Source organism: Vibrio sp. MED222 (genome assembly GCF_000153005.1).
Taxonomy (GTDB): Bacteria; Pseudomonadota; Gammaproteobacteria; order Enterobacterales; family Vibrionaceae; genus Vibrio; species Vibrio tasmaniensis_A.
The window spans coordinates 145,145-168,278 of the sequence record NZ_CH902609.1; the positions used below are offsets into that span (position 1 = coordinate 145,145).

At 44.2% G+C, this 23,134-nt stretch carries 24 protein-coding genes; 16 read left to right on the forward strand and 8 right to left on the reverse strand.

Features of this window, described 5'->3' with window-relative positions; all coding sequences use genetic code 11:
* Positions 1 to 91 precede the first annotated feature (91 nt).
* Together MED222_RS06470 and motX are read left to right on the forward strand one after the other, a co-directional pair.
* Entirely contained in the window at positions 92 to 1,408 is a 1,317-nt protein-coding gene (locus tag MED222_RS06470) for an adenylosuccinate synthase (protein ID WP_009847885.1), read from the forward strand.
* Positions 1,409 to 1,726: 318 nt separating this feature from the next.
* On the forward strand, positions 1,727 to 2,362 hold the full coding sequence (gene motX / locus MED222_RS06465) for a flagellar protein MotX (RefSeq protein ID WP_009847886.1): 636 nt from the start codon (positions 1,727 to 1,729) through the stop codon (positions 2,360 to 2,362).
* 154 nt (positions 2,363 to 2,516) lie between these two features.
* Here motX and MED222_RS06460 read toward each other — a convergent pair whose 3' ends face one another.
* A complete protein-coding gene (locus MED222_RS06460) occupies positions 2,517 to 3,926 on the reverse strand; it encodes an amidohydrolase (protein ID WP_009847887.1) in 1,410 nt (469 codons plus the stop codon).
* A gap of 249 nt (positions 3,927 to 4,175) precedes the next feature.
* On the opposite strand from MED222_RS06460, the gene rnr reads away from it, so the two are divergent.
* The 5 genes from rnr to rplI all read left to right on the forward strand — a co-directional run bounded on the left by rnr (position 4,176) and on the right by rplI (position 9,200).
* A complete protein-coding gene (gene rnr / locus MED222_RS06455) occupies positions 4,176 to 6,677 on the forward strand; it encodes a ribonuclease R (RefSeq protein ID WP_009847888.1) in 2,502 nt (833 codons plus the stop codon).
* A gap of 159 nt (positions 6,678 to 6,836) precedes the next feature.
* A complete protein-coding gene (gene rlmB / locus MED222_RS06450) occupies positions 6,837 to 7,577 on the forward strand; it encodes a 23S rRNA (guanosine(2251)-2'-O)-methyltransferase RlmB (protein ID WP_009847889.1) in 741 nt (246 codons plus the stop codon).
* A 358-nt stretch (positions 7,578 to 7,935) separates the two neighbouring features.
* Complete coding sequence (rpsF, locus tag MED222_RS06445; protein ID WP_004735855.1) at positions 7,936 to 8,349, forward strand: 30S ribosomal protein S6; 414 nt, start codon at positions 7,936 to 7,938, stop codon at positions 8,347 to 8,349.
* Between the two features lie 132 nt (positions 8,350 to 8,481).
* Positions 8,482 to 8,709, forward strand: a complete 228-nt coding sequence (rpsR, locus tag MED222_RS06440; RefSeq protein WP_000090472.1) for a 30S ribosomal protein S18 — start codon at positions 8,482 to 8,484, stop codon at positions 8,707 to 8,709.
* Between the two features lie 38 nt (positions 8,710 to 8,747).
* Positions 8,748 to 9,200 (forward strand): 50S ribosomal protein L9, encoded by a 453-nt coding sequence (gene rplI, locus MED222_RS06435; RefSeq protein ID WP_009847890.1) that lies wholly within the window; start codon positions 8,748 to 8,750, stop codon positions 9,198 to 9,200.
* Positions 9,201 to 9,399: 199 nt separating this feature from the next.
* On the opposite strand, the gene MED222_RS06430 is transcribed toward rplI, so the two are convergent.
* On the reverse strand, positions 9,400 to 10,287 hold the full coding sequence (locus MED222_RS06430; RefSeq protein ID WP_032555291.1) for a DUF481 domain-containing protein: 888 nt from the start codon (positions 10,285 to 10,287) through the stop codon (positions 9,400 to 9,402).
* Positions 10,288 to 10,462: 175 nt separating this feature from the next.
* On the opposite strand from MED222_RS06430, the gene MED222_RS06425 reads away from it, so the two are divergent.
* From MED222_RS06425 to MED222_RS06415, 3 genes are all read left to right on the forward strand, one after another.
* Entirely contained in the window at positions 10,463 to 11,854 is a 1,392-nt protein-coding gene (locus tag MED222_RS06425; protein ID WP_009847892.1) for a replicative DNA helicase, read from the forward strand.
* Between the two features lie 6 nt (positions 11,855 to 11,860).
* Entirely contained in the window at positions 11,861 to 12,946 is a 1,086-nt protein-coding gene (gene alr, locus MED222_RS06420) for an alanine racemase (RefSeq protein ID WP_198135331.1), read from the forward strand.
* Between the two features lie 65 nt (positions 12,947 to 13,011).
* A complete protein-coding gene (locus tag MED222_RS06415) occupies positions 13,012 to 14,217 on the forward strand; it encodes a BamA/TamA family outer membrane protein (protein ID WP_032555310.1) in 1,206 nt (401 codons plus the stop codon).
* Between the two features lie 120 nt (positions 14,218 to 14,337).
* On the opposite strand, the gene MED222_RS06410 is transcribed toward MED222_RS06415, so the two are convergent.
* On the reverse strand, positions 14,338 to 14,757 hold the full coding sequence (locus MED222_RS06410; protein WP_009847895.1) for a secondary thiamine-phosphate synthase enzyme YjbQ: 420 nt from the start codon (positions 14,755 to 14,757) through the stop codon (positions 14,338 to 14,340).
* Positions 14,758 to 15,083: 326 nt separating this feature from the next.
* Between MED222_RS06410 and pgi the strand changes: the two genes are divergently transcribed.
* Entirely contained in the window at positions 15,084 to 16,736 is a 1,653-nt protein-coding gene (gene pgi, locus MED222_RS06405) for a glucose-6-phosphate isomerase (RefSeq protein ID WP_009847896.1), read from the forward strand.
* 138 nt (positions 16,737 to 16,874) lie between these two features.
* Here pgi and MED222_RS06400 read toward each other — a convergent pair whose 3' ends face one another.
* The gene (locus MED222_RS06400; RefSeq protein ID WP_009847897.1) at positions 16,875 to 17,336 is read right to left on the reverse strand and encodes a chemotaxis protein CheX; all 462 of its coding nucleotides are present in this window, start codon (positions 17,334 to 17,336) and stop codon (positions 16,875 to 16,877) included.
* Positions 17,337 to 17,353: 17 nt separating this feature from the next.
* Complete coding sequence (zur, locus tag MED222_RS06395; protein ID WP_012603115.1) at positions 17,354 to 17,809, reverse strand: zinc uptake transcriptional repressor Zur; 456 nt, start codon at positions 17,807 to 17,809, stop codon at positions 17,354 to 17,356.
* A 251-nt stretch (positions 17,810 to 18,060) separates the two neighbouring features.
* On the opposite strand from zur, the gene MED222_RS21575 reads away from it, so the two are divergent.
* Complete coding sequence (locus MED222_RS21575; RefSeq protein WP_029225597.1) at positions 18,061 to 18,240, forward strand: hypothetical protein; 180 nt, start codon at positions 18,061 to 18,063, stop codon at positions 18,238 to 18,240.
* Between the two features lie 183 nt (positions 18,241 to 18,423).
* On the opposite strand, the gene MED222_RS06390 is transcribed toward MED222_RS21575, so the two are convergent.
* The 3 genes from MED222_RS06390 to MED222_RS22750 form a co-directional block, all read right to left on the reverse strand.
* On the reverse strand, positions 18,424 to 18,747 hold the full coding sequence (locus tag MED222_RS06390) for an STAS-like domain-containing protein (protein WP_232281817.1): 324 nt from the start codon (positions 18,745 to 18,747) through the stop codon (positions 18,424 to 18,426).
* A gap of 2 nt (positions 18,748 to 18,749) precedes the next feature.
* Positions 18,750 to 19,727, reverse strand: a complete 978-nt coding sequence (locus tag MED222_RS06385) for a hypothetical protein (RefSeq protein WP_009847901.1) — start codon at positions 19,725 to 19,727, stop codon at positions 18,750 to 18,752.
* 123 nt (positions 19,728 to 19,850) lie between these two features.
* Positions 19,851 to 20,165 carry a tyrosine-type recombinase/integrase gene (locus MED222_RS22750; protein WP_009847902.1) on the reverse strand — a complete coding sequence of 105 codons (315 nt, stop codon included), beginning with the start codon at positions 20,163 to 20,165 and terminating at the stop codon, positions 19,851 to 19,853.
* A gap of 161 nt (positions 20,166 to 20,326) precedes the next feature.
* On the opposite strand from MED222_RS22750, the gene dusA reads away from it, so the two are divergent.
* From dusA to MED222_RS06360, 4 genes are all read left to right on the forward strand, one after another.
* Complete coding sequence (gene dusA / locus MED222_RS06375) at positions 20,327 to 21,328, forward strand: tRNA dihydrouridine(20/20a) synthase DusA (protein ID WP_009847903.1); 1,002 nt, start codon at positions 20,327 to 20,329, stop codon at positions 21,326 to 21,328.
* Between the two features lie 239 nt (positions 21,329 to 21,567).
* Positions 21,568 to 21,789: an envelope stress response protein PspG gene (gene pspG, locus MED222_RS06370; protein WP_009847904.1), complete on the forward strand. Its 222-nt coding sequence runs from the start codon at positions 21,568 to 21,570 to the stop codon at positions 21,787 to 21,789.
* A gap of 135 nt (positions 21,790 to 21,924) precedes the next feature.
* Positions 21,925 to 22,647: a TIGR04219 family outer membrane beta-barrel protein gene (locus tag MED222_RS06365; RefSeq protein ID WP_080518003.1), complete on the forward strand. Its 723-nt coding sequence runs from the start codon at positions 21,925 to 21,927 to the stop codon at positions 22,645 to 22,647.
* Between the two features lie 222 nt (positions 22,648 to 22,869).
* The gene (locus MED222_RS06360) at positions 22,870 to 23,100 is read left to right on the forward strand and encodes a hypothetical protein (protein WP_004735813.1); all 231 of its coding nucleotides are present in this window, start codon (positions 22,870 to 22,872) and stop codon (positions 23,098 to 23,100) included.
* The last annotated feature ends 34 nt before the right edge of the window (positions 23,101 to 23,134 follow it).

The following is a 23,134-nucleotide window of genomic DNA, read 5'->3' on the forward strand; positions in this document are numbered from 1 at the left end:
TACAGCGTTAACGTTTATGAACAAAAAGTGACTGCAAGAAGTGTGATTCAGTGCTAGAATCCATTTTTAATTAGCAACAGAAATTGGAAAGATGGGAAATAACGTAGTCGTTCTAGGCACCCAATGGGGTGATGAAGGTAAAGGTAAAATCGTTGACCTTTTAACTGAAGATGCAAAATACGTGGTTCGCTACCAAGGCGGTCACAATGCAGGTCACACACTTGTAATTGACGGTGAAAAAACCGTTCTTCACTTAATTCCATCAGGCATCCTACGCAATAACGTTAAATGTGTTATTGGTAACGGTGTTGTATTATCGCCTGACGCACTTCTTAAAGAGATGAAGCCTCTTGAAGAACGCGGTATCCCAGTGCGTGAGCGTCTTTTCATCTCTGAAGCTTGTCCTCTAATTCTTCCGTACCATATTGCTATCGACAACGCGCGTGAAATCGCTCGTGGCGCTAAAGCTATCGGTACAACAGGTCGTGGTATCGGTCCTGCTTACGAAGATAAAGTTGCTCGTCGCGGTCTACGCGTTGGCGACCTTTTCGATAAAGAAGCATTTGCTGAGAAGCTAAAAGAAGTTATGGAATTCCACAACTTCCAACTAGAGCACTTCTACAAAGCTGAAACAGTAAGCTACGAAGAAGTACTTGAGCAAGCGATGAGCTACGCAGACATGTTAACTGCGATGGTTATCGACGTAACTGACGAACTAGACGCAGCACGTAAGCGCGGCGACAAGATCATGTTTGAAGGTGCTCAAGGTACGCTACTAGATATCGACCACGGTACTTACCCATACGTAACGTCTTCTAACACGACTGCTGGTGGTGTTGCTGCAGGTTCTGGTTTCGGTCCTCGTCACATCGGTTACATCCTTGGTATTACTAAGGCTTACTGTACTCGTGTTGGTTCAGGTCCATTCCCAACTGAGCTATACGATGGCCTTGAGAAGCAAGACCCAGTCGGTAAGCACCTAGGCGATGTTGGTCACGAGTTTGGCGCAACTACTGGTCGTCTACGTCGTACAGGTTGGTTCGATGCTGTTGCTATGCGTCGTGCAATCCAAATCAACTCTCTATCTGGTATGTGTCTAACTAAACTAGACGTTCTAGATGGCCTAGAAGAACTAAAAATCTGTACTGGTTACAAGATGAAAGATGGTTCTATCCTAGAAGTTTCTCCAATGGCTGCTGAGTCATTCGAAGAAGCGACGCCAATCTACGAAACAATGCCTGGTTGGTCTGAAAACACATTTGGTGCTAAATCTATCGACGCGCTTCCACAAGCTGCTCTAGATTACATCAAGCGTATCGAAGACCTAACTGGCGTTCCAATTGATATCGTATCAACTGGCCCAGATCGTAACGAAACTATCATCAAGGTTCACCCATACGGCGCATAATGCCCAGTTGAGTGATTACCACAGCACGAAGCGTACTGAGGTAATTAAAGTACTTTGATAATGAAATAGTTTTCTAAAAGCCGACTTTGTTAAGTCGGCTTTTTAATACCTGCAATTTGAAAACTAAGCCGCTCGTGATGATCTTTTGAACGCCATATGGCAAAATATTGCCCATTAGCGGCAAGTTTTGTCTAAAGCCGTCAAGGTTATTGCCGATACAGATATCATGGAAAGTGAAGTTCACCCTATTTTGGTGCGTGCAGAAATCGTCTGCTGCCCTCAATAGATAGCTTTAACGACAGATAATAGAGTGCAGGTATGAAGCTACGAATTGTAGCAGCTTCATTGATAGTGGCGCTGAGCTCACCCTTGAGTCATGCAGATTTGGCTGATGTGGGAGAGCCCGTTCCAATATATACAGAAGCTGAACTGATTAATTTAATCGAGAATAATCAACACCTAGAGCGAGTGAAAGCTGATAAGTGCCAGTTAGTTGAAGATATCGTTGCTCGTGCAACACGTATTAGCTTGCCTTCTTATGAGTTTTTATACGGTGATATGTTGGCTTGGGGTGTGTGTGTTCCGCAAGATGTAGAGCTTGGCCTTTACTATATGGAAAACGCGGCACATCAAGGTTTACCAGCGGCACTCGAGCAGTTAGGACGTTATTATTCTCTTGGCACTTTGGTGCAACAAGATAAAGAGCGCGCGATTCCGTATCTCCGAGAAGCAGCTTCAATGGGTAACTTAAGTGCAAGTATCCACTTAGCGGAACTCTTGCTACGTGATTACGGTAGCCCGTTAGATTATGAAGATGCTTATCGCTGGTTATACAACTCGGTGACAGCGGATCAAAGGCAACATAAGCGTATAACTGTGCTTCGAAGCGGTTTGGAGCGGAGAATGCCAGACAACATTATCGCTCGAGCAAAACGTCGAGACGTGTTCTGGTAATTACAATTATTAATTAAGGTTGATGATTAACGACTGCACTCGTTAACCATCAGTCTTGAACTAGAAATATATCGATATAAAAAGGCCTCATAGGTAAATACCTATGAGGCCTTTTTTGATCTGAACGGAAAACCGTTTATTTCATTCGATGACGTTACTGAACAACTTCACCAGATTCAATTACCGTCTTACGAACGACTTTGGTGAAATCGAGTGCTTCTTGGCGAATTTGATCTTCATCGACCGTTAGCATGTCGCGATCTTGCATGATGATCTTGCCATCAACGATGGTGTGACGAACGTTCCCCGAGTTAGCTGAGTAAACTAATGCAGAGTATGGGTTGTACACAGGAACCATGTTTGGAGCCTTGGTGTCGATCACTATGATGTCGGCTAGCTTGCCAGCTTCAAGAGAGCCGATCTTATCTTCCATGTGTAGTGCTTTTGCTGCGCCCATTGTTGCCATGTCGATCACTTTGATCGGCGGCATTGCAGCACGATCTTTATTCACCAATTTGTGAACCTTAGCGACTTGGTTGAACTCATCAATGGTGCTCAATGTGTTACCTGACATTGGGCCATCAGTACCTAAACCGATACGTACATTTTCGTCATACATCTTAAGCGCAGGTGACACGCCTTTTGCTGACTTGATGTTGGCACTCATGTTGTGAGCCACGCCCATATCTGATTTTTTCACTAGCTCGATATCATGATCGTCTACTAGGATCATGTGTGCGCCAACTAAGTTTTTGTTTAGTGCACCAATGCTGTCCATGTATTGAACCGGAGATAAACCTTCAGCTCGTTTTGCAATTTTTTCTTCTTCACGATGAGATTCAGCTAAGTGAATCATTACTGGAACATCAAGTTCTAGAGAAAGCTTTGCTACTTTTTGAAGGACTTCGGTTGTGTTTGTGTAAGGGGCGTGAGGAGCAAATGCAGGCGTAATACGCGGGTGATCTTTATATTCTTCAATGAAGTTTAAAGCGTATTTAATACCTTCTTCCGCGTTTGCTGCATCTGCCACTGGGAATTTGATTACTGTTTCGCCTAATACTGCGCGCATACCAATTTTATCAACAGTTTTAGCGACTTCGTCTTCAAAGTAGTACATATCAGCGTAAGTAGTTACGCCACCTTTTACCATTTCAACGTTACCAAGGTTGGCGCCTATACGAACCATATCGCGAGATACTAACTTAGCTTCAAGTGGGAAGATGTAGCGGTGCAAGCGATCAGGCACATCATCGGCCAACGAACGGAAAACCGTCATGGATACATGAGTATGAGTATTGATGAGACCTGGCATTACGATATCGCCATCAACGTCTAGCACTTGTTTAGCTTGGTACTGCTTCTCTAGTGAAGCATCGCCAACCGCAATGATTTTGTTGTCTTTGACCACAACAGTGCCGCTCTCGTAAACCGTTTTTTCTTGGTTCATGGTTAGAACCATGGCATCGGTTATCATCAGGTCAGCTTTTTCCATTGCTGAACTCGCAAATGGAAATAGAGCTAGGCTTGCCATCGCTGAAGCCAATAGGGTGCGTTTTAGTTTCATATCAATACTCAGAACAGGTGTTGTTAAAGTGTGTGGATAATAGTGTATTTCATTCATGGCGCAAACGTTTGTTTTATCGTTTGCTTGAAATTTTGATGATAGTCCGCGTCTATGAAGTGATGTTTCACAAAGTGAAGATATGTATCAATCTTAGGTTATTTTAGGCTTTTCCAAAGCATATCTGTAGCTTACCTCTAGCATCAGATATACTAGGGGTAATATACCTTCCTTGCTTAAGCAGGCCCGCCTATGTCAAAAAACACACCAATGTCAGAAAACACGACAGCGACAACCACTGTTGATCCTTTTGCCGACCGAGAGTCGAAAAATTACGAAAACCCAGTACCAAGCCGTGAGTTCATTATTTCGTTTCTAACAGACGCGAATATTCCTATGAACCGCAACGATCTATTCGAAGCTTTGGGTTTGGCTGGAGAGGAACAATATGAAGGGCTGCGTCGTCGTTTACGTGCAATGGAACGTGATGGACAGCTTATCTTTACCCGTCGTCAGTGTTACGCATTGCCTGAGAAGATGGAATTGATTAAAGGCTTTGTGATTGGTCATAAAGATGGTCATGGTTGGGTACGCCCAGACGGCAGTGTGGGTAAAGACAATGATATCGTGCTGCCGCATCATCAGATGAAAACCATCATGCACGGTGATTACGTATTGGTTCAGCCTACTGACAACAGTAAGCGTGGCCGTCGTGAAGGCCGTTTGGTTCGTGTGCTTGAAGAGCGTAAAACGCCACTTGTTGGTCGCTTCTTCCTAGAGTACGGCCATTCTTATGTGGTTGCTGATGATTCGCGTATTAGTCACGACATCCAGATCCCAACTGAGCATAAAGGCGGTGCTCGAATGGGTAATGTGGTTGTGATTGAAATTACGGACCGTGGTGGTCGTTCTCGTAACATGATGGGTAAAGTGACCGAAGTTCTTGGTGAGAATATGGCTCCGGGTATGGAAACGCAGATCGCGATCCGTACTCACCAGATCCCACAAGAGTGGCCTGAAGCCGTAGATAAGCAAATCGAAAATCTTGGTGAGCATGTTCCTGAAGAAGCAAAAGAAGGACGTGTTGATCTGCGTAAATTGCCATTGGTGACTATCGATGGTGAAGATGCGCGTGACTTCGATGATGCGGTTTACTGTGAAGCGAAGAAAGGCGGCGGCTGGCGCCTGTGGGTAGCGATTGCTGACGTAAGTTACTACGTTCGCCCAGAGACAGCGCTAGACAAAGAAGCGATTAACCGTGGTAACTCGGTATACTTCCCGTCACAAGTTGTCCCAATGCTGCCAGAAGTCCTTTCAAATGGTTTGTGTTCATTGAACCCTCAAGTCGACCGTTTGTGTATGGTGTGTGAGATGACTATCTCAGACAAAGGTAAACTGTCAGGCTACAAGCACTATGAAGCAGTCATGAATTCTCATGCTCGTCTTACTTATAACAAAGTAGGCGCGATCTTAGATGGCAATGAAGAGTTACGTGAACGTTACGAACCAGAAGTACCACATCTTGAAGAGCTTCATAAGATGTATAAGGTGCTTAAGAAAACGCGTGACGAACGTGGTGCGATTGAATTTGAAACGGTAGAAACTAAGTTTATCTTCAATGCGGATCGTAAGATCGACCGTATTGAGCCAGTAATCCGTAACGATGCACATAAGATCATCGAAGAATGTATGATTCTTGCGAATATCGCATCGGCATCTTACGTAGAAAAAGCAAAAGAGCCTGCGCTGTACCGTGTTCACGATACTCCGGGTGAAGAGCGCTTAATGGGCTTTAAGAGTTTCTTAAGTGAATTAGGTTTAACGCTGGAAGGTGGCCTGTCGCCATCTCCGGTAGATTATGCACAACTGATGCAGCAGATTAACGAACGTGAAGATCGTGAATTAATCCAAACTATGCTGCTGCGCTCAATGAAGCAAGCGGTATACAACGCGGATAACGCGGGTCACTTTGGTCTAGCTCTTAAGCGCTATGCTCACTTTACCTCGCCAATTCGTCGTTACCCAGATTTACTATTGCACCGTGCAATTAAGTACCTTATTGCGAAAGAAGAAGGTCGTAACAGCGAGCGTTGGACGCCAACCGGTGGTTACCACTACACTTTCGATGATATGGACTTCTACGGCGAACAGTGTTCAATGACTGAGCGTCGTGCTGATGATGCTACGCGTGAAGTGAACGACTGGCTGAAGTGTGAGTACATGCAAGACCATGTTGGCGAAGTGATGGATGGCGTGATTGCCAACGTGACTGGCTTCGGTTTCTTTGTGCGTCTAACGGAACTGCACATCGATGGTCTGGTACATATTTCTGCGCTAGCGAATGATTACTACCAATTTGATGCTGTTGGTCAGCGTCTAGTGGGTGAAAGCTCAGGTAATATCTACCGCTTGGGTGATTCGGTTAAAGTGAAGGTTTCTGCGGTTAACTTAGAAACTCGTCAAATCGATTTTGATTTAGAAGACACCGATCGTCAGCCGCGTGGTAAAGGTAAAACAGCCAAGAAGCGTGCTGCTGAAGCGATGAAAAAGGCGAAAAGCAAGAAGCGTTCAGCGGTGAAGAGCAATAAGCCGGGTGTACCTGCAACGCCTTTAGTTGAACCAACTAAGCGACCTGATGGAAGTAGCGAAAGTTCATCTAAGAAGAAAAAGCCAGCGAATAAAACTGGTGCTGCTAAAGCTCGTGCGAAGAAAAAGCGCGCAGCAAGCCGTAAGCCAAAGGCTGATAAGTCTTAAGCTATCGTCATTACAGTGACGAGTAGCGCTTAAACGTCTAACGAATTTAAATGCGAGAGTATCAGGCGGAAGATGCATGCTCTCGAAATAAACAATACAGAGATGGGTGCATCGGGTTTGATGACATTCACCTCTGAGCAATAAGAGTAACCAGAGACAATGAGTAACGAATTTATTTACGGTATTCACGCGGTGAAAGCCGTACTAGAAAAAGATCCAGCTCGTTTTATCGAAGCGTATGTACTGAAAGGTCGTCAAGACGATCGCCTGCTTCCATTACTGAATCAATTGCAGCAATTTGGTGTATCGATTCAACAAATGGGTCGTAAGCCGCTTGATGAAAAAGCACAAGGTGCGAATCACCAAGGTCTTATTGCTAAGGTGAAGCCTGCTAAGCAACTTAATGAAACTCACCTAGATGATATCCTTGCGCAGCACGAACAGCCTCTGCTGTTGGTTCTAGACGGCGTAACAGACCCTCACAACCTAGGTGCTTGTCTGCGTAATGCGGATGCCGCGGGTGTTGCTGCTGTTATCGTACCGAAAGACCGCTCTTCGCCGCTAACAGCAACGGTAAGCAAGGTAGCGTGTGGTGCGGCTGAGACCGTTCCTCTAGTACGTGTAACCAACCTAGCTCGTACAATGCGTGCACTGCAAGAACAGGGTGTATGGTTTGTGGGTACCGCAGGTGAAGCAACGCATGATATCTACCAAGCGAAGTTAACAGGCCCTCTTGCTGTAGTTATGGGTGCTGAAGGTGACGGTATGCGTCGTCTAACGCGTGAAACCTGTGATGATCTGATTAAGATTCCAATGGCAGGTAGCGTGTCGAGCCTGAACGTTTCAGTAGCATCGGGCATCTGTCTGTTCGAAGCGGTACGCCAACGTTTAGCTCAGTAAACCTAGGTTCAGCAACATTTGACTCAGTTACGCTTGGTTTAGTTGTGTGTCTCTATGTTGTTTAGAGGTACTTGCTATATAAAGAGTTAAATGACTTTAAGTCTATGAATTTATTAACGCTCACCACTTGCTGGTGGGCGTTTCTTTTTAGGGCCTAGAGTGACAAATTGACAGAATCACAGATGGCTAGATGGCGAAAGAAAAACTGTTTCATTATTAGCCAAATACCGCTTGCCAATACCGGGTTCTTTCTATAATATTTGCCGTCCTTAAAACTCGGTCATTTTTCTTTAGTTCCTTGCTTCCCTTGGACGACCGAGCCTTTCGTGGAAGCTAATAATCCGTAAGGAGCAACCAAATGCGTCATTATGAAATCGTATTCATGGTTCACCCTGATCAAAGCGAGCAAGTTGCTGGCATGATCGAGCGTTACACTGGTTCAATCACTGAAGCTGGTGGTACTATCCACCGTCTAGAAGACTGGGGCCGCCGTCAAATGGCTTACCCAATCAACAAACTTCACAAAGCTCACTACGTTCTTATGAACGTTGAAGCTGGCCAAGAAGTGATGGACGAGCTAGAAACTGCTTTCCGTTTTAACGATGCAGTTCTACGTAACATGATCATGCGCACTAAAGGCGCTGTGACTGAGCAATCTATCATGCTTAAGCAAAAAGAAGAGCGTGCAGAGCGTGCTCCTCGTCGTGATGACCGTGAAGAACGTGCACCACGTCGTGAAGAAGAAGCTAAGCCAGAAGCTGCTGCTGAGTAATTCTTTTTTGGCCTTTTAGGTCATTAAATTTTATTCAACTCGTTTAGGTATTCCCACTACAAGCATTTGCTTAGACTTATTTATAAGTTCGTGTGAGTACCGCATTATTAAATTTAGATCAGGAGATAGCCCATGGCTCGTTTCTTCCGTCGTCGTAAATTCTGCCGTTTTACTGCAGAAGGCGTACAAGAGATTGACTACAAAGACGTAGCAACTCTAAAAAACTACATCACTGAAGCTGGTAAAATTGTACCTAGCCGTATCACTGGTACAAGTGCTAAATACCAACGTCAGCTAGCTCGCGCTATCAAGCGTTCTCGTTACCTAGCACTACTACCGTACACTGACAAGCATCAGTAATCGGTAATAGTTAATAATAGTTTAAGAGGACTAAGATAATGCAAGTTATTCTACTTGATAAGATCGGTAACCTAGGTGGCCTTGGCGACCAAGTAAACGTTAAATCTGGTTACGCTCGTAACTTCCTTATCCCACAGGGTAAAGCAGTTATGGCAACTAAAGACAACGTTGCTATGTTCGAAACTCGTCGTGCAGAACTAGAAGCTAAAGTTGCTGAGCAACTAGCTGCTTCAGAAGCTCGCGCTGAGAGCGTTAACACTCTAGAAGGCGTTACAATCGCTTCTAAAGCTGGTGACGAAGGTAAACTATTCGGTTCTATCGGTACTCGTGACATCGCTGACGCTATTACAGCGGCAGGTGTTGCAGTAGCTAAGAGCGAAGTACGCCTACCTGAAGGCGCTCTACGTAACATCGGCGAATTCGAAGTAAGCATCCAACTTCACTCTGAAGTTTTTGCTACTGCGAAAATCGCTATCGTTGCAGCTGAGTAATTTCAGTACCAAGACGAATTCTTTCTTTTGAAAGTTTTAAACACCAGCTTCGGCTGGTGTTTTTTTATGTCTGCAATATGAGTTTTAAGCTTTTTGGAACAGCGACGATTGCAGGAATAGGAAGCACTAGAGAGGAGGGGCTTACATAGTAAAAACGAGGGTGTTCTTTATCGATACACCGTTATACCCGCTCTCAAATTTAGAATTGAAAAAGTAGATTTACAGACAGTACGGAATCTTCTTTGTTCAACCCTTCCGGTACCTTGTCGTGGTACTGTCGAGAGTGAGCAATTTTTAGTGCGATATTGTCGGTAATATCGTTGATGGCTTCTAATTCAGTATCAAATTTTAGGTTGCTGTGGCCAGACACCAACGTCACATCGGCTTTGAGCTTCAAATTTTTCAATACCTGCCATGATGTATTTACATTGCCACGGAAAATCGCTTCTTCAACGATCTCTGGGAAGATGATGTCATCGTCGTCTAATTCATCGAGATTAGGCTCTTGGTAACGAAAACCCGGCCCCACTTCGACCTCCAACACAAACTCTTCTGTATTCGAAAACTGATAACCTAGACCGCTAGAAACGGTGTAGTCCTTAAAATAAGCACTGTATCGTGAATCGACCCCTTTAAAGCTGCCATAGAGGTAGGTTTTCGGACTTAACTTGTAGTCACTCTGAGCAGAATATGTCGATTGCCTTTTATCTTCTTCGCCATCTTTGTAGAGATTGTAATATTTCCATTCGCCACTGGTTCTATGACGGCCAGCCGTGTACTCACCGTTCAGGCGTGCATTAAGCGATCGAGAATCAGAATTACCAGTATGCGACTGATATCCAAATTCGACTTCAGTATTCAGTGGGTTCGGCAGTTCTGAATCACTCGGTGCGATATCCATATCTTTTTCAAGTGTCGGTGCAACGACGATCGGCTCAGCAGCAGGTTCTGGTACCACTATCGAGTCGAGGATTGCATCAACAGAGGCTTTAGCATCATCCGCTAAGGCCGACGGAGTGCTCAGGAGACCGATGCTTAGAAGACTAGAGCTTAGAAGACCAGTGTTCAGAGCCAATAATTTGGACACGCATACCTCAGTTATACAGTGAATGAATGGAAGGATCGTAATGCTACCTTTGGTTAATTCCGTCAGCAATAGGTAAATTCTTGCTGAAGAATAAAACAAACTCATAGGATCGGATTACAAACGGATGTTCTTGGGTATAATGAACGATCATTATTAGTTATTGAGTGTAGTCATAGTGGATACCAAAAGTCAGAAATCAGCCAACGATCAGGTGGACGCCATCAAGGTCCCGCCACATTCATTAGAAGCTGAGCAATCTGTTATTGGCGGTTTGTTATTGGATAACGAACGCTGGGATACGGTGGCCGAAAAGGTTGTGGCCAAAGACTTTTATAGCCGTCCTCACCGTCTGATCTTTGAAGCGGTAAAGGATATCCTTGAAGAAAGCTCTCCTCTGGATCTTATTACACTCTCTGAACATTTAGAGCTGCGTGAGCAACTTGAAGAAGTGGGTGGCTTTGCTTACCTTGCTGACCTAGCGAAAAATACGCCAAGTGCGGCAAACATCAATGCCTATGCAGATATCGTGGCACAACGTGCATTGGTGCGTAGCCTGATTGGTGTGGCAAATGAAATTGCGGATTCTGGTTATGACCCTCAAGGTCGTACATCGGAAGAACTTGTTGATCTTGCTGAGAGTAAAGTTTTCGCGATTGCCGAAGGCCGAGCAAGTGAAAATGAAGGTCCACAAAACGTTGATAGCATTCTAGAGAAGACGCTAGAACGTATCGAAATCTTATATAAATCGCCACAAGATGGTGTGACTGGTGTCGATACTGGCTTTAACGACCTCAATAAGAAGACAGCAGGCCTTCAGGGTTCTGACTTAATCATTGTTGCTGCGCGTCCATCGATGGGTAAAACCACGTTTGCGATGAACCTATGTGAAAACGCAGCGATGAAGCAAGATAAGCCAGTGTTAATCTTCTCGCTAGAGATGCCAGCTGAACAGCTGATGATGCGTATGCTTGCATCACTTTCTCGCGTAGACCAAACCAAGATTCGTACCGGTCAGTTAGACGATGAAGATTGGGCTCGTATCTCGTCGAGTATGGGTATTCTGATGGATAAGAAGAATATGTATATCGATGACAGCTCGGGTCTAACGCCAACAGAAGTACGTTCTCGAGCTCGACGAATTGCTCGTGAGCATGATGGTATCTCTATGATCATGATAGATTACCTTCAATTAATGCGTGTACCTTCGTTATCTGATAACCGTACTCTAGAGATCGCCGAGATTTCTCGCTCATTGAAAGCACTAGCAAAAGAGCTCAACGTACCAGTTGTGGCACTTTCTCAGCTTAACCGTTCCCTAGAGCAACGTGCTGACAAGCGCCCAGTTAACTCGGATTTGCGTGAATCAGGTTCGATCGAGCAAGATGCCGACTTAATCATGTTTATCTATCGCGATGAGGTTTATAACCCAGATAGTTCATTGAAAGGCATCGCTGAAATCATCCTTGGTAAGCAACGTAACGGTCCGATCGGTTCGGTTCGTCTTACGTTCCAAGGTCAACACTCCCGATTTGATAACTATGCAGGTCCTGCATTTGATGATGAGTAATCACTAATGACTTACATGAAAGCAGCGACGGCGAGTATTGACTTAAACGCGCTTGAACATAACCTGAACCAGATAAAGTCGAAGGCTCCTCATTGCAAGGTAATGTCTGTTGTGAAAGCCAATGGCTACGGACATGGCTTACAGCATATTGCCAAGCATTCAAAAAGCTCTGATGCTTTTGGTGTGGCGCGTATTGAAGAAGCATTACAGCTTCGTGCTGGTGGCATTGTTAAACCTATTTTGTTGCTAGAAGGGTTTTATTCTTCGGGCGATTTGCCAATCTTAGTGACCAATAACATCCAAACAGTAGTGCATTGCGAAGAGCAATTAAGCGCGCTAGAGAATGCAGAGTTGGAAACACCTGTTGTGGTTTGGCTAAAAGTCGACAGTGGTATGCATCGCCTAGGTGCTCGTCCTGAGCAATACCAAAACTTTGTTGAGCGCTTACATCAATGTGCGAATGTCGCTAAACCTCTGCGCTACATGAGCCACTTCGGTTGTGCTGATGAACTTGATAGAGCAACCACCGTTGAACAGACCGAGCTTTTCTTATCGCTCACCGACGGTTGTGAAGGTGAGCGTTCACTTGCTGCTTCTGCGGGTCTATTAGCTTGGCCAGACAGCCACCTTGACTGGGTTCGCCCGGGAATTATCTCTTACGGTGTTTCTCCTTTTGCTGATAAATCAGCGCAAGACCTCGGCTTTTATCCTGTAATGACTTTGACCTCGCACCTGATAGCCGTTCGTGATGTTAAAGCGGGTGAAAGTGTGGGTTATGGCGGTAACTGGACCAGTGAGCGAGATACCAAGGTTGGCGTGATCGCGATAGGTTATGGTGATGGTTATCCTCGCACTGCTCCTAACGGCACTCCAGTGTTCGTTAACGGCCGAAAAGTACCGATCGCCGGACGTGTATCAATGGACATGCTAACGGTTGACCTTGGCCCTGATGCGGCAGATAAAGTCGGTGATGAAGCAACATTATGGGGTAAAGATTTACCTTCAGAAGAAGTCGCAGAACATATTGGCACTATCGCTTACGAGCTGGTCACTAAGCTGACTTCGCGTGTTGCGATGGAGTACGTGAAGTAGCTAATACGAAGTAACTAAATGTGAAGTAACTAATGCGAAGTAACTATGGATCCTATAAGTAAATGATGTTCATACGAACGACTCGACACTGGTTAATGTCTGCAATGGCATTACTTGGTGTCAGCTTGTCTTCTCCCGCTGTGAGTGAAGAAAAAGATTCAGCCTTTGTTCCTTTCTATTTTAGTACTGAAACCATGGGTAATACCTTCGGGGTTGCTGGTGTCGCAAAGGGTGTTTGGCAACCTCAAGCCGCTCTGTTTGGCATGGCGCTTTATTCAGATAAAGACAGCTACGTCGGTTTCTTATCAGCCTTTAACTTCGCACTGTCTGAGAACGTATTGTTCAGTACTCAGATGTACCAAGCTCGCTTTAACGAAAACCCGTATTACATTGGCTCTCAAGGCGATAATGATTCATCCATTGATGATAAAACCATTGCCGACGGCTTAGAAGAAAACTATCAGGTTGAGTTTAAGTATCTGCTGCCTTGGGGCAATGTTGCAGAGCATGGCTTGCTAGGAGCTTTCCAACCCATCAAAGATGTGAGCTTTGCTTCCCCATTAGAGTCAGGTGTCAGTTCGATTGTCTTTACGCCTTTCTATACGGCTCGTGAGCTAGAAGGCTTAAACAATAGCGAACAAGCGACAGGTTTTAGTTTGGCGTTTGATTGGGATAACCGTGATAGCACACGCAACCCAACCAAGGGGTCTCATACCAATCTTGAGTTTACTACCGGCGCTGAAAGTTGGTCTAACGATGACTTATGGCTGAAGTGGACATTCCAAAACAGTCAGTATTTTGCATTGGGTCCTTTGGGGAACTTGTTCGACCAACAAGTCGTGGCATTTGATGTCTATACCGCTGACACACCTACGTGGGGCAACTGTTCAGGGCAAGATTGTGCTCGTCCACCGGAAACAGAGCAAGCTCGACTCGGTGGCTTATATCGCTTAAGAGGTTATACCGGAGGCCGTTACCACGGTCGTTCTGCTATTCACTACTCTGCGGAATATCGAGTGCTTCCTGATTGGCAACCGCTGGACGATATCCCACTGATTAACTACTACGATTTGCCTTGGTGGCAGTGGGTGGCGTTTGCTGAAGTCGGGCGTGTTGCTGATGAGTACGATATCAAAACACTGCACACAGACATGAAATGGAGCCTAGGCGGCGCAGTTCGTTTCCAGGTTGAAGGCATTGTTGTACGTGCTGAATTAGCGCGAGGCGGTGATGAAGGGACCTTTAGGGTTATGATAAACCAGCCTTTCTAATTCTGGTTTTACCAACTCGACTCTCTTATATTTTTAAAGGGTGACACATAACTGTGTCACCCTTTTTTGTTTTCTACCATTATGTTCGTTAAGCGGTATTTCATTGTTGATGACGTAACGTTACTCACCTTGAATGGTCGCAATAACGGTACGACTTCCGCCACAATCTCGGTGTTCACCTAAGTAAATGCCCTGCCATGTCCCTAATGCTAGACGACCATTGGTAATTGGAATTGTCACACTGGTACCAAGTGTCGATGCTTTAATGTGAGCGGGCATATCATCATCACCTTCGTAGGTGTGCTTGTAGTAGGGTGCTCGTTCGGGAACAAACTTATTAAAGTGTGATTCCATATCAGTGCGGACAGTAGGGTCTGCGTTCTCATTTAGCGTAAGGCTAGCAGATGTATGCTGAATGAATAGATGTAATAAACCAACAGACAGTGAATGGATATCGGATATCTGTTGTTCAATTTCATCAGTGATGAGATGAAATCCACGTTTTTGTGCGTGTAGGTGTATCGTCTTCTGAATCCACATACGCCATCCTCTATAATGTATTTGGAAAAAAAGTGGTTTAACGCTATCTTTTGAACTTGAATTTATCAGGTTTCGCTCACATTTAATGAAGTGAGCGCTAGAGTCAGTACCGATTCTTCTATCAGGAAATCTAATTCTGATTTATCTCAAGGTACCGCTCTTCATATGCGGCATAATACGTCGTGAAAAAAAATTACAAAGAATCTTTCAGTGGTGATGCGATTTGGTCATCATAGAAAAATATAAACTTTCGCCTAATCGGGGGTTCTATTCATCACTTTGGTGACGTCTAGAATAAAACCTACAGTAACATCGGGATAGATACCATGTTGAAAAATATCAACCCAACGCAAACACAAGCGTGGAAAGCTCTAACTGCACATTTTGAGTCTGCTCAAGATATGGATATGAAAGAGCTATTTGCTCAAGATGCAAAGCGTTTCGAGAGCTTCTCTACTCGTTTCGGTTCAGACATCTTAGTGGATTACTCTAAGAACCTTATCGACGCTGAAACGATGCAGCACCTATTTGCTCTTGCGAACGAGACTGAAGTTAAGTCTGCAATCGAAGCAATGTTCGGCGGTGATGCAATCAACAAGACTGAAGGTCGTTCAGTTCTTCACACTGCGTTACGTAACCGTAGCGACAAGCCAGTAATGGTTGATGGCAAAGACGTAATGCCAGCAGTGAATGCAGTACTAGCAAAAATGGAACTGTTCACACACCGTATCGTTTCTGGTGAGTGGAAAGGTTACACAGGTAAAGAGATCACTGATGTAGTTAACATCGGTATCGGCGGTTCAGACCTTGGTCCATACATGGTAACTGAAGCACTTACGCCATACAAAACTCGCCTAAACATGCACTTTGTTTCTAACGTAGACGGCACTCACATCGTTGAGACACTAAAGCCTCTTAACCCAGAAACAACACTGTTCCTAGTGGCATCTAAGACATTTACCACTCAAGAAACAATGACGAACGCACACTCTGCGCGTGATTGGTTCTTGGCTGAAGCGGGCGACTCAGCACACGTTGCTAAGCACTTCGCAGCACTATCAACAAACGCGGCTTCAGTTGCTGAGTTTGGTATTGATACTGACAACATGTTCGAATTCTGGGATTGGGTAGGCGGTCGTTACTCACTATGGTCAGCGATCGGTCTTTCTATCTCACTATCTATCGGCTTCGATAACTTCGCTGAGCTACTCGATGGCGCACATGAGATGGATAACCACTTTGCTTCAACGGAATTTGAAAGCAACATTCCAGTGATCCTTGCGTTAATTGGTGTTTGGTACAACAACTTCCACGGCGCTGAGTCAGAAGCAATCCTACCTTACGATCAATACATGCACCGTTTTGCTGCTTACTTCCAGCAAGGTAACATGGAATCTAACGGTAAATTCGTTGACCGTGAAGGTAACCCAGTAGAATACCAAACAGGCCCTATCATCTGGGGTGAACCTGGTACAAACGGTCAGCACGCGTTCTACCAACTGATTCACCAAGGCACTAAGCTGATCCCATCAGACTTCATTGCTCCGGCTATCAGCCACAACCCAGCATCTGATCACCACCAGAAGCTAATGTCTAACTTCTTTGCTCAAACTGAAGCGCTAGCTTTCGGTAAGACAAAAGAGACAGTAGAAGCTGAATTCCTAGCGGCTGGCAAAACAGCTGAAGAAGTTGCTGAGCTAGTACCTTTCAAAGTATTTGAAGGTAACCGCCCAACGAACTCTATTCTTGTTAAGCAAATCAACCCTCGCTCTTTAGGTAACCTAATCGCGATGTACGAGCACAAGATCTTCGTTCAAGGCGTTATCTGGAACATCTTCAGCTTCGACCAATGGGGCGTAGAACTTGGTAAGCAACTAGCAAACCAAATTCTTCCAGAGCTTGCAGACGATGCACAAGTAACGTCTCACGACAGCTCTACTAACGGTCTAATCAACGCATTTAAAGCGCTGAAAGCTTAAGACTGTTTAAGTAACACCAAGTAATAATTGTAAACGCCAACCTTTCGGTTGGCGTTTTTTATGTCCGTTGATTTACGGCAATAAAAAAAGGCTGACGTATGTACGTCAGCCTTTCGCTTTTTATTTAGTCGATTGTCTCTATTCGAAACAGATCTCGATGAAAGCATTACCCCACTGAGATGAGAAAGGCATGATGATGATTGCGCCTTCACACTTGTGACGAATAGTATGGCCTTTACCTGAAACCACGATTGGCGTTGCCATATCGAAGTCAAAGCCGCTTTCTGCAAGAATACGCTTTGCGCCACCGGTTACCATGTTAGTGATTTCACCCACCATGTCGGTCACTTCTTCGTTCAAACCGTTTGGTCGTTCACCTAGCATGTTTTCCATGATTTCTAGAGCAAGCCCTTCATCAAAGGTGATCGACATTGAGCCACGAGACTGTGTACCAACCATACCAATTAGGCCGGACACATCACCACGAGCGATTTCATCTTTCTTCACTCTTGGTTTCTGAGGCTTTAATTCTAGAGATGCCATCGTTTTTAGTACGTTCATCAAAGAAGCTAAAAACGGGTTTACAAATTCAGCGCGCATAATGTTCTTCTATAATCTTATTCTTTCATTTCGGAGGAGCAAGTTTGGCAAATGCCATGTGATTCAATGACATGGTTGGTCAACTTGAATCCATGCTGCTCGGCGTTACTCGCGAGTAGGGCGACAAGCGCATCGTCTTGTAATTCTATCACAGTGCCACATTTATCGCAGATCAGTAATTGGGAAAAATGCGTGTTGGCATTGCAAGAGCAGCAGCATATAAAGCTATTCGTTGACTCAACTCGGTGAATGAACCCTTGCTCTAACAAAAAATCCAAAGCGCGATAAACTGTAGGAGGCTTGGCTTGCGGTTCACTGACTTTCAATTGCTCTAATAATTCATAAGCACTGGAGGCTTTTTTATTAGATAGGATAAGCTCAAACACTCGCTTTCTTTGGGGTGTTAGCCTAACACCTCGCGATACGCATATCCCTTCAACTTGCTCTATTAATGTGTGGTCCAAATTTTTCACCGTTCAATCAAACATCCCCATTTAGCCCCTATTGCTAGGTAACCTTGTTTGAGGAGACATTGATTTTATTAAAGTCAGGTACAGAGCGTATTGTGACCTACGACTTTGAATAAGACAAGGTAACTCAAAACGACAGTGTGACTCAAGGCATAACTGATTAATCAAGCTGAATTAGAGATCTGGTGAATGAGTTTGAAAATATCAAGTGCAACAATGTGCTTATTGAGCGAGAGTTCTCAATCGACATTGGCCTGTCATCGGCTAAAAAGGGTTTAGTGTTATCTGGCGCAGGAGCGGTTTTGGCAGCTGGTCACCCTGAAGTTATCACCGCGAGCGTATCGGCAGACGGTGTTCAATTCGGTGGCATTATTGGCGCAAGTGCTCCAATAGTATTTGGCCTATGGGAAACCCTACGCAATGAGTTTAAGTAATGGCAGAGTATCAAACAATAATTGTTGCCGTTGTTAGTGCCTTGTCTAGTGAGGTGGGGGAGGTATTACACTTAAAACCGATGTTAAGTGGCTGCGCTTAATGATGGAAAAGATGGATGAGCGTTTGACGTATCTAGAACAAAAAAGCCCCTGAAAAGGGGCTTTTTTGTTGGTAATGTATATTTAAGCCATAGCGACATTCTCTGCAGTCTCAAAGGGCTTTTTTCGCTCAATTTCTCTACGTTGAATAACTTTAGCTATGCTTCTCAGGATGCTTTCTTTAGCGTTCAGAATAGTCACTTGTTTTACGAAGGCATCAAGACCATGCTTGGCCACTAATACGCCGAAAAGCTCATCGGAATATGATTCAGATATGGAGTTGACGGACTCTAGATCTACTTCAACTGCATCGCCAAACAGTATTGCTTCTTCAAGAGCCTTACGTTCTACCGAGGCTGTTCTTCTTGAAGCTAAATCACTTTTATTTATTGCTATTTTAGTTTTCATTATCATCCCCCCCTGAGTTGTTCCATCAACGCTAAGAGTTGTTCATCGACTGTATCGTTTATCTCTTCACAAAGTAAAGATAGCTTAAATTTACAGCTTATTGCAACGCCTTTCCAATAAGTTGGAAGCGTTTCTTGTACTCTTTCACCATCTTCATTGATATTTAAGAGGCATCTTCCAGAAGCGATTGTCAGCGTTCCTTGGAATTGTTCAATTAATCGAACCAAATGAGCTAAGCCCAAGCCTTGGTGGTGGTTTACTGTATAATCTGAACCAATACCACCACCGTAAGGAGAGTTACCTATGTGTTCTGGTGGTAATTGTTGAGCCCATGGGTCGCTGTCATCTGCATGCTTTGTTGAGTTCCCTTCTTCTATACACCAAAGCAACGCTTCTTGATCACATGTGATGCCGTGTAACTGAGCTTTGCCTGAACGTCTCATTTCTTCTAAGAAACCTAAGCCTTTATCCGCGATCGCAAACTCTAAGTGAAAGTCCGTCTTGTTAGTCCCAGGAACTGCGTTTTTTTGCGCCATAGAAAAGCCCGTTGATTGGCCATGTGACCATACATTGTCATGCAACTCGCCTACAACATGATACAGCTGAACTAACCCGTCGGGAGAAGGACCTTCAACGTTGTCAGTGAAATGACGTAAGCAGCTGTTTATAGATGTAGTTACATCGTCAGTTGCTTCTGCTGAACATAGCTGGGTTATAGGAGTGTAAGTTACTCCATTCTTTATTCTTACCGGTTCCGGACAATTCCAAAGGATATGGTTCAAACCTAAAGTTCTGAGGTATCCAGCTATTTTTGGATCACAGTCAAAATTACGCTCAGGAGTTCTCTTGTCTTTGAGGTACGCTGTTAGTGTTGATAAAAAACCCGGAGAATAAAAATCCTTAGCGAGATAGTAAGCGTTATATTCATGTTCGTAATCCTCTGGAATTTCTTTCAGAGCTTCGCTAAGTCCTTTTCCCATAGTGGCCTCTTGGTGTGCATATTAACTTTTTGACAATATTGGGTTGCCTAGAGTTACTTTCAAGGTCTTGTTTTTATTGATAATCTTGTCACCCATTTGTGTGGGGTTATTACTTTTTATTTATCAGTCGTTTAATGATTTCTTATGAAGGTTTGCTGGGAATGATTGAGTATAAACTTGCCACAAAATATTTAGATATCTATGCCCAGTCACTTGAGCTACTTCTTCAATAGAGTAGCCCTTTCCAAACAACTGACTTGCTCCCTCTCTTCGTAGGTCGTGATACCTCAAATCCTCAATACCCAATTCGTTTCTCACTCGCTGAAAGCCTGCACTAACACTTCGTGAGTTGTAGGGAAAAATAAGTTGGTCTTTGTTCCTGAATGTTTTCGATTCCCTGTGTATAATCGCCGAATTATTTTTGACTACAATGTCCACTGTGAAGCGTGATTCACCGCTTTGAAGTGTTCTTTTTAATGCTAGATGCCTTCGTTCCACTCCATCAATACGTACTATAAGCGTACTGAGTGGGGGAGCTTGCGGTTGAACTAGCGAGTTTCTGTATATATATGCAGTGTATAGATTTTGAGTAACGCTTTATGAAACCTGACAATACCAGTAAATACGCGGCTAACCGCTTATCCGTTGCACCCATGTTGGATTGGACTGACCGCCACTGTCGTTACTTTCACCGTTTGCTATCTCAGCAGACGCTTCTGTACACGGAAATGGTCACAACTGGTGCGATCTTACATGGTAAGGGCGACTTTCTAGAGTATAACGAGCAAGAACACCCATTAGCACTTCAACTTGGTGGTTCAAACCCGGTTGATTTGGCGGCTTGTGCCAAGCTTGCTGGTGAGCGTGGTTATGATGAAGTGAACCTCAATGTAGGTTGTCCTTCAGACCGAGTTCAGAATGGTCGCTTTGGCGCTTGCCTAATGGCTGAGCCCGAGCTGGTGGCAGACTGTGTGTCAGCGATGAAAGAAGTCACAGATATTCCAATTACGGTAAAAACGCGTATTGGTATCGACGACCAAGATTCTTACGAGTTTCTGACTAAGTTTGTTTCTACTGTTTCTGAAAAGGGCGGTTGTGAGCAATTTACTATCCATGCGCGTAAGGCGTGGTTGAGTGGCCTTAGCCCGAAAGAGAACCGTGAGATCCCACCGCTAGATTACGATCGTGCATACCAAATCAAGAAAGACTTCTCAGATCTAGTGATTGCGGTAAATGGTGGCATTACTACATTAGAACAAACTAAAGAGCACTTGCAGCACCTTGATGGTGTGATGATTGGTCGTGAGGCATACCATAGCCCGTTTATCTTGGCTGAAGTTGATCAGCAGATCTTTGGTTTAGACACACCAATCAAGAAGCGTTCACAAGTAGTTGAAGAGATGTACCCGTACATTGAGCGTCAGCTTTCGAATGGAGCGAGCCTTGGTCATATCTCTCGTCATATGCTGGGTTTGTTCCAAAGCATGCCGGGTGCAAGACAATGGCGTCGTTACATCAGTGAGAATGCACATAAGAAAGGCGCGGGCATTGAGGTGATTCAGACGGCATTGGCTAAGATCCCTAAAGAGCTAAACGTATAGACACCCTCAAGGTTAAAGCAAAAGCCAAGAACTAAAAGTTAAAAGCTTAAAGAACAAGGCTAAATTCGCCATTAGAGGCTAAATTTACCATTGTGAGTTTCCGAAAAGCCACGCATGAAGATGTGTGGCTTTTTATTTGCCTGATAAATAAGGAGTTTATGGTTGTATCTAACTTGGTATGGAAGCTGCAATGTTAGAAAGTAGGAAAGATAGGTCATGAACTCATTAGGGAGACCATTATGTTTGAATTAATCTTTGTTCTTATTTTCGTCGCAACTTTACTCGTTACTGGTATTACGTTTATGACGGTACTAGCGGCAACCGGAATCGCGTTAGCGGTCATGCTGGTCTTAGGTATGATGGGGGTTGTGTTTAAACTGCTGCCTTGGCTGATCGTGATTGCAGTGGGTGTGTGGTTTTTCAAAAACTATGTACACAGCTCTAACCAAAGACGTTATTAAGGTCATCGTGTCGTCAAATCTTTACTCGTCAGCGGTTTATCGTTTTAGAATTTAAGATGTGTGGTAGAATTTTCCCCAATAATCTATGAATGTGCATACAATTAGCACAACGATATGGAATTGGAGCTATCTCAAATGAATAAAATGCCATTAATTGCTTTAGTGGGAATGCTTTCTTTAAGTTCGGCTGTGTCCGCTGAAGAAGAGTTTTCTTACACGACTAAGATCGGTGCTGATATGTGGTGGGGAAGTACAAAGCTGAACGAAGCTAGGTCGAGTGACTCAAACTCACCTTCGTTGTATTTCGCATTTGAGCATAATGCCCCTAAGCTGCCAAATGCGAGTTTCCGCTACTCTACTGTTGATACAACATTGTTAGCGTTTGATAAGTATGACTACACGTTCTACTACACAATGTTGGATCACAAGTTGATGAACTTCGATGCGGGTGTGACATTTACTCAGTATGCAAACTCACATTACAAAGACCCGTACAGTTCGAAAACGACAAGTTTTGATGAGTTTACCTGGAGCTTCTACGGTAACGCAGAAATCAATGTCCCTAATACTCAGCTTGATATCATTGGTACGATGGAATTTGGTGATAGCAACGGTATTAAGAGTACCGATTTGATGGCGGGTGTTCAGTACCGTATTCCAGTGGCAGATACTGAAATAGCACTTCGTGGTGGCTATCGTGTGATCGACCTTGATTCGGACAAATTCTTCTCTTCAGAGCTGAACAAACCTCTTGAGACGGACAAAGAACCTGATCCGTTAGATGACCCAAAGCCAGGGCCACCTAAATCGTTTGTTATGGTTGATGGTTGGTTTGCTGGCGTAGAAGTACGCTTCTAGGCAATTAAAACGAATCTAGAACGAAATTTAAGAACGTCACTTTATTAAGTGGCGTTTTTTTATATCTATTGGTTATACCCAAGCATCTTGAAGTTACTTGGGTATATACTTTTCTGGAATTAGTTAGCACATTCATCACTTTCGACCATCCTTAATACAGAGACCTAATTAGCGTCTATTCTTATAAGGTCTATGTTGTGAGGTCAAAGCAAGGGATGGAATATGACACTCAATGAATTACGAAATTTATATCGAGAAAATCTGTTGGTTGAAGCGATCATAGAGCCCTCAATTCAAGAGGGGTCTTGGGTTGTGGAGTTTCGCCATATGGGCGGTGGCTTTGTTTTGCTTACTGATGTTCATGGTGAAGAGTGTCATTACGCGGATTTAGACCTAGCATCTAAGTCGGCAATGGCGGTTGGCTTTCAACAAGTTCGTATTGAAAACCAGTAACTCAATTGACGTTTCAATCGGTTTTTACTTCCAA